This window comes from Streptomyces sp. NPDC091412 (assembly GCF_044756885.1).
Classification (GTDB): domain Bacteria; phylum Actinomycetota; class Actinomycetes; order Streptomycetales; family Streptomycetaceae; genus Streptomyces.
On sequence record NZ_JBIVTV010000027.1, the window covers coordinates 65562 to 72010 of the forward strand.

Consider the following 6449-nt stretch of genomic DNA (forward strand, 5'->3'; position numbering starts at 1 on the left):
TCCATCCGGTGTTGGCGGCGTCTTGGTCCACCACTTCCGGAAGAATAGAAACGGACGGCGAGAGACGTGGACGGGATACCAGACGCAAGCGCTGCCGGCGGGCGGCAGAACGCGGCCGCGGGAAGCGTGCGACCTCTTTATGCCCTGCGGCCTCTTACGGCCGTGGTGGTGCTGGGTCTCGCGCTGCTGTTGGCCGCGCTGTCGACACTGGTCATGCTTCCCGCGGCCCAGCATCTGCGCTCCTTTCGGGACGGCGAGCGGGCTCCGGCGACGCTGCATACGCGGGGCTCATGCTTCTTGGGCCGATGCCAGGTCGAGTTCGAGGCCGACGGCCGGACCGTGGTGGCGGATCTGCCGGTGGGCAGCGGTTTCGGCAAGCAGTCTGTCGGATACCGGATGACCATCCGCTACCACGCGGACGACCCGGAGGTGGCCGTCCGTGAAGAAGATGTCGACGGCGGCGGGGCGGCCGTGGCGGCGGTGTTGTCGGGCGGAGCGGCCCTGCTCTTCCTGCCGCTGTCGGTCGGGCACCTGGTCTACGTCTTGCGGCAGCGGCGCGCAGCCGCTGTGCCTGGACCACAGCGCTGACAGGCGCCCCAGTCTTGTTGCCGCACTATTCCCGACCCGCGACAGCGTGCCCGTGGCGCGCCCGTTCGAGAGGCACGCCAGGGGGAGCCACGGGGAACACCTGTCAGTGCTCGCGCCACCCTGGTCAGAGACCTGAGCCTCGCTGTTGCCTGCGCCGATCACTCGCCGCGTTCATGGCACACCCTGCCGACGCTCCACGCGAACTCGGTCTCAGGGCGCTTCGTCCGTGGCGCCGGCCGTCGCCTTGACGTACTCGGCGAAGGCGACGGTCCGCTCGACGCTACCCGGGCGCGGCGGGTCGTTGAAGTCCAGACCGAGCTGACGGTCGTCGAGGACCTGGCGGATCAGGCCCGACCACCGCCGCTCCAGGTGATCCGCCGCCCACAGCAGGGCCGCCCTCTTGGACGTCACCCGACCTGTCTCGAGAGTGTGCAGGATGCGGCAGAGGCTGGTGACGGCATAGCGCTGGGACCAGGCGACGTCGTAGTCGAGCCAGGCGTTGTCGGCGATGAAGCCCCGGGCGTATGCACGCATCTTGGCGCGCAGGACATCCGGGCCGACGGGGTCGACGAGATCCTTGGGGTCCGGTCCGGTGAGGGTCACACCGCATTCACGCAGGGACCACCGGACGACCTCGGTGTTGCAGTGCGTCGACCATTCCATCGTGCGCGAGCCGTGGTCGATGAACAGCCAGGACCGGCCGAGTCCTTCGAGCCCGCGCAGTGCTCCCCTGTCGGGATACGAACCCTCCAGATGGCGCGGCCAGTGCCCCGACCGCGTGGGAATCTCGTCGTGCATGGCCCGGAGGGCAGCTTCCTGGCCCGGGGCAATGGGGCCGCGGACGGGGATCAGGAAGTCGCAGTCGCTGTGGATGTCCGCGTCACCGACGGCGAAGGAACCCTGGAGGTACGCACCGACGAAGTTGTCGCCGAGGATCCTCGCGGCACGCTCGGTCAGCTCCCAGAGAACCTCGTTGAGCTCGGCAAACTGTGTCGGGCTCGGGTGCAAACTCAGATCATTGTCGGCCACCCTCGAAGTACATCAACCTCCGGGGAAACCCGTCGACCGAGTTTCTCCCTGCCACCGTCCGATCGGCCGTCCTTACCGCCGGCCGTCCCGGCTCACTGAACCGAAGCAACGCTGACGACGTACATCGCCTCTGACATCCGCGGCTGACACCGACGGGGCGAACAGTGCCGGACTCAGGCGTCCCTCCGCGAAGTCGGCAAGGCGAGACAGAGCTCACCGAGCAGGGGCGGTCCGCCCTCCGCATCGAACTCCGAAAGCGGTGGTCATGTGTCGGGTGGGCCGGGCGCGGGGCGGGGAGTTTCGAGGCGCCGAACCAGTGCGCGCAGAGCACGGAGTTCGGCGTCCAGTGCCTGCGCGCCGTCGCGGGTGAGGGCAATCCAGGTTCGGGGGCGCCGACCGGTGTAGCCCTTCTCCAGGGTGATCAGTCTCGATTCCTCCAGCACCTTCAGGTGCCGGGAGAGATTCCCGTCGGTGACGGCCAGTTGCTTCTTCAGGAAGCCGAACTCGACTCGGTCGGCCTCTTTGGCGATGGTGAGAATGCCGAGTCGCACGCGCTGGTGGACGGTGTCGTCCAGCGACTGGGTCGGATGGAGTCCTTCCCGTTCGTCCCGCGCGGCGGTCGAGTCCTCGACGCTCATGAGGCAACCGTACCCGCGTCGGCGGCGCCGGGCGTGGCTCGATGACGGGCCGCCGCCCACTCGGCCAGGCCGGCGAGGAGCAGGATGGCTGCGAGCAGGAGCGCCTTGACCTGCGGGCCGTCGGTCCATCCGGGATGGACGGGGTGTTGCCAGGGGAGCCATCCGCTGCCCCAGGAGGCACCGAGGTAGCCGGTGAGCAGCAGGGCATGAGCGGTGCCGGCGGCTGCGGCGATCCAACTGCGTTCGACCATCCCGAGGGCGAGCAGTCCGATGCCGACCAGGTACCACGGGGAGGCGTAGCTGTTTTCCAGCATGTCGACCTCCAACGGCTGGTTCCAGCCGAACAGCATGGCCGTCAGGGCCGTCGTCATCACCGCGGTGGCCACGGCGGTCACGCGGACCCACATGCCGCGGCGGGGGACGACACCCTGGGCCTCGCCGCGCAGGCGGTACCAGCGGGCGAAGACGAACCATGCCAGCGGAAGGAGCACGAACCACACGCCCCAGGCCGCGAAGCGCAGGACGGCGCCGTCGAACTCGCCTTCCAGACATGGGGTTCCTGGTTCATGGACGACGCACAGGTCGGTCAGCTCGGCGTAGGCGAAGGCCGGATAGGACGCGACGTTGCGGCCGTGTGCTCCGAAATTGAAGGCGTACCGGGCAATCGGAGCGGCTGCCAGGGCCAGAAGACCGAAGCCGAGAAGGGAGACCCACGAGCAGTTCATCTGCGCGCGGGTCCTGGCCCGCAGGCCCTCCGTCGCCGCCAACAGGCCGGCCGCGCGCGCCCTCGGCTCGTACTCCGCGCTGCTCAGTGACGGTGTTCCCACGATGTCCCCCTTGTGGTCACGCTTCGCCAGCACTGGGAAGCGGACTGCCGGTTGGCCGCCCGCCATGTACTTTGCATTACAAAGTACATGGCGGACAAGAGTAAGTGACCGTGCCGCCTCGCACCAGCCCCGTAGTTGCCTGCGAGCTTCGGCCGGAAGATGGCGATGCCCAGGGACAGCCGGTTCAGTTTCCGTCTCCTTCAGCCCCGTTCACGGCCGTTCGGACGGGACTTCGTGCCCCTCACGACACCTCACCTGGACGGATGACCCATCGCACGGCTCAGGGGCACAGGGAAACCGATGCGCGATATGCGCGGCTCCGCTTCCGGAGGGGCAGGCCCTACGCTGATCCCCGTGAGGCAGGCAGGCGCTGGGAAGGATGATCGGCGATGACGCCCCTGAGCACCGGGGACCCGGAGTCCATAGGCGGGTACACCCTTCTCGGTCGGCTCGGAGCGGGCGGCATGGGAGTCGTCTATCGGGGAGTCTCCGCCTCGGGACGGCAGGTCGCGGTCAAGCTCGTGCACGGGCCGTATGCCCAGGAGGAGGAGTTCCGGACGCGCTTCCGGCAGGAGATCGCGGCGGCGCGCAGAGTGAGCGGTGCCTTCACCGCGCCTGTCGTGGACGCCGACCCGGACGCCGACCGGCCGTGGATGGCGACGCTCTACGTGCCGGGGCTCAACCTTGCCGAAGTCGTGGAGAAGGACGGCCCGCTGAGCCAGCGGGAACTGCGCGCGCTGGGGCTGGGGCTCACCGAGGCACTGCGCGACATCCACCGGGTGGGCCTGGTGCACCGGGACCTCAAACCGGGCAACGTCCTGATGACCGAGGACGGGCCGCGCGTCATCGACTTCGGCATCTCGCGCGCTTCCGACAACCAGAGCCTCACCACGACCGGGCGGATGATCGGCACTCCGCCCTTCATGTCACCGGAACAAGTGGCCTCTCCCCGAGACGTCACCCCGGCCTCGGACGTGTTCTCGCTGGGGTCACTGCTGGTGTTCGCGGCGGTCGGCACGGGACCGTTCGACGCCGACAGCCCGTACATAACCGGCTATCAGGTGGTGTACGGGACCCCGGACCTCGACGGGGTGCCCGAAGCGCTCCTGGACATTGTCGAGCGCTGCCTGGACAAGGACCCGGCCACACGGCCGGAACTGACGGACATACACCGCATGCTCCAGGCGCTGCCGGAATCCGACGCCACCGGGTCCCCTGAGACCGGGCAGTCCACGCAACCCCGGCGTCGCCCCACTTCCCGGAACACGGCCACCACCTCCGCGGGTGCCGCGACCGGCACCGGCACCGGCACCGGCAAGCGCCGACGAGCACGGATGCTGCTCACCGGCCTCGGCGCGGCGCTGGCCGTCACGGGGCTGGGTATCGGGGCGGGTGTCTTCGTGTCCGCTCCGGACACCACCACCGCCTCCGGCGCCACCGCCACGGCCCGTGCCGCGTCACTGCCCGACGGCTGGCGGCCGTGGCAGACGAAGCTGCGGTACGACGTCAAGGGCGTCCCTCTCGACTACAACAGCCCCGGATGCGTGGCAGAGGGAAGCGCCCTGTTCTGTGGCGGTACGGGATTCACGGCCGCCAGAATCGACGCGGCCTCCGGCCGCACCCTGTGGCGGACCGGCACCCGCCCTCAGGGGGCGCAGCCGATCGGCGTTCGCGACGGGCTGGTCTACATGTACGAGGAACCGGACGACGAGACCAGGCGGGTGGTGGCCCTCGACGCCGGTACCGGGAACCGGCGGTGGCAACGCGACATCAACCGGGCCGAAAAGGCGGTCCTGTACGACGGCGGACTGCTGACCCTGTCTCCCGACTCCTCGTGGTTCGTGGCCTACGGACCCTCCGGCAAGGAATTGTGGCGGGCGCCTTCGCTGGACGAGTACTGCACTCCGTCGGCGCTGGGAGGCGTCCCCTACGCCCTGTGCTCGGAAGGCAACGAGCCCGGCCAGGCCCCGGTCGAGCTGATGAAGCTCGGACCCGGCAGCCTGAGCGAAACCGCCACACTGCCCAGGAAGGCGGAAGCGCTCGGCGCCGTCGGCGGGCAACCACTGTTCCTCGCCCCCCAGACCGCGAAGGACGTGTACGAAGCCGGGTACGAACGGCCGTACAACGCGCTGCTGCGGGTGGCCCCGAAAACCGGGCAGGTCAGACGGATACCGCTGGCGCATCCGCTGACCGGCGCGGCCACCCTTGCGGACGGCGTCGTCTACTTCGTCCGGTCCGACGGGTCGGTCACCGCGGTGTCGGCGGACAGCGGCAAACAACTCTGGCAGAAGGTCACGGACGTGGAGAGTCTGTCCGCGCCCGCGGTGTCAGCGACGTACAGGCGGGTCTATTTCTCCAACCGCTTCGGCCGTCTGCTGGCACTGGACAGTCGCACCGGAGCGGAGGTCTGGCGCACCTCCGCACTGGACGACCCCGGGGACAAAGCGCAGGGTTACCCGCCGCGAGTGCTGCTCGTCAAGGACGCGCTCGTGGCAATGGCCGGCGACACGGCCTTCTCCCGGAGCCCGGACGGGCCCGCCTGACCGGCCGAGGCAATCGCCGCGCACCGTGCGGATCAGGCGTGAGCTGGACGGACCCGGAGCACGACGGCTCGCTGCGGAGAACGTCGGCTTCAGGGGCGCTGGTGCGGTGCCTCGCCCGGTAGCCACCGCAGGGCTGACCAGAGGTCCATCCGGGCTCCGGGCCCTGGAGGTCGACGTCGAGGAGGCCGGCCATCCGCGCCGGGCGGTGGCGGACGGGTTGGGGTGGACCCCCAGGAGCGCCGCGGTGCGGTCGCGGTCTGCCGTGGAGGGTGAGCCAGGCCCACAGGGCGTCGAGGAGGACCGGAGCGCCTGGCCGGCCCGGTCCAGGCGGGCGAAGCGGGTGCGGGCGGGTTCGCGGGCGTCGGCCGGGGCGACGAGCGCGTGGAAGGTGAGGGAAACGAGGGTGTGGACGACGGCTCGTGTCCCGGCGGCGGGCACGTCGCAGGGCGCGTTCGGCCTGGGTGTCGGGGTGCGGCAGGTCGCGGGCGGACATGGGTGCGCTGCAGCCGAGGCCCCAGCCGAGCTCGGCCGCCCGGGCGGGCACCGGTGGCCGGGCCCCGGCGGCCCGGTCCGGCGGCGCGGCAACCTGCCGGGCGCGCCGCAGGCTTGCCGGCCGCCTCGGACATCCCCCTCGGAGTGGTCTCCGAGGGGGATGCTTCGTGCCCCGGCGTTCAGTACTGCTCGGTCTCCGCGAAACCCGTGCCCTCGTTGTCGTCCGCGTCGAAGGCAGCGGCGGTCGGGTCGAATCCGGGCGGGCTGTCCTTCAGGGCCAGGCCCATGCCGGCCAGCTTCGCCTTGACCTCGTCGATGGACTTCGCACCGAA

5 protein-coding genes and 1 pseudogene are annotated in these 6449 nt (G+C 70.1%); 2 read left to right on the forward strand and 4 right to left on the reverse strand.

Going from position 1 to position 6449, the window contains the following annotated elements; all coding sequences use genetic code 11:
* Positions 1-162: 162 nt before the first annotated feature.
* Positions 163-588, forward strand: coding sequence for a hypothetical protein (locus tag ACIQMV_RS35960; RefSeq protein ID WP_402597294.1), 426 nt, complete (start codon positions 163-165; stop codon positions 586-588).
* Positions 589-798: 210 nt separating this feature from the next.
* Here ACIQMV_RS35960 and ACIQMV_RS35965 read toward each other — a convergent pair whose 3' ends face one another.
* From ACIQMV_RS35965 to ACIQMV_RS35975, 3 genes are all read right to left on the reverse strand, one after another.
* Positions 799-1617, reverse strand: a complete 819-nt coding sequence (locus tag ACIQMV_RS35965) for an aminoglycoside adenylyltransferase domain-containing protein (RefSeq protein ID WP_402597295.1) — start codon at positions 1615-1617, stop codon at positions 799-801.
* A gap of 263 nt (positions 1618-1880) precedes the next feature.
* On the reverse strand, positions 1881-2255 hold the full coding sequence (locus ACIQMV_RS35970) for a transcriptional regulator (RefSeq protein ID WP_402597296.1): 375 nt from the start codon (positions 2253-2255) through the stop codon (positions 1881-1883).
* A complete protein-coding gene (locus tag ACIQMV_RS35975; RefSeq protein WP_402597297.1) occupies positions 2252-3082 on the reverse strand; it encodes a hypothetical protein in 831 nt (276 codons plus the stop codon). Before ACIQMV_RS35975 ends, ACIQMV_RS35970 begins: the two co-directional genes overlap by 4 nt.
* 389 nt (positions 3083-3471) lie before the next feature.
* Here ACIQMV_RS35975 and ACIQMV_RS35980 point away from each other — a divergent pair, with 389 nt between their 5' ends.
* Positions 3472-5625: a PQQ-binding-like beta-propeller repeat protein gene (locus ACIQMV_RS35980; protein WP_402597298.1), complete on the forward strand. Its 2154-nt coding sequence runs from the start codon at positions 3472-3474 to the stop codon at positions 5623-5625.
* Between the two features lie 671 nt (positions 5626-6296).
* Here the strand turns inward: ACIQMV_RS35980 and ACIQMV_RS35985 are convergent.
* Positions 6297-6449, reverse strand: a pseudogene (locus ACIQMV_RS35985) (DNA-directed RNA polymerase subunit alpha); the annotation flags it as partial.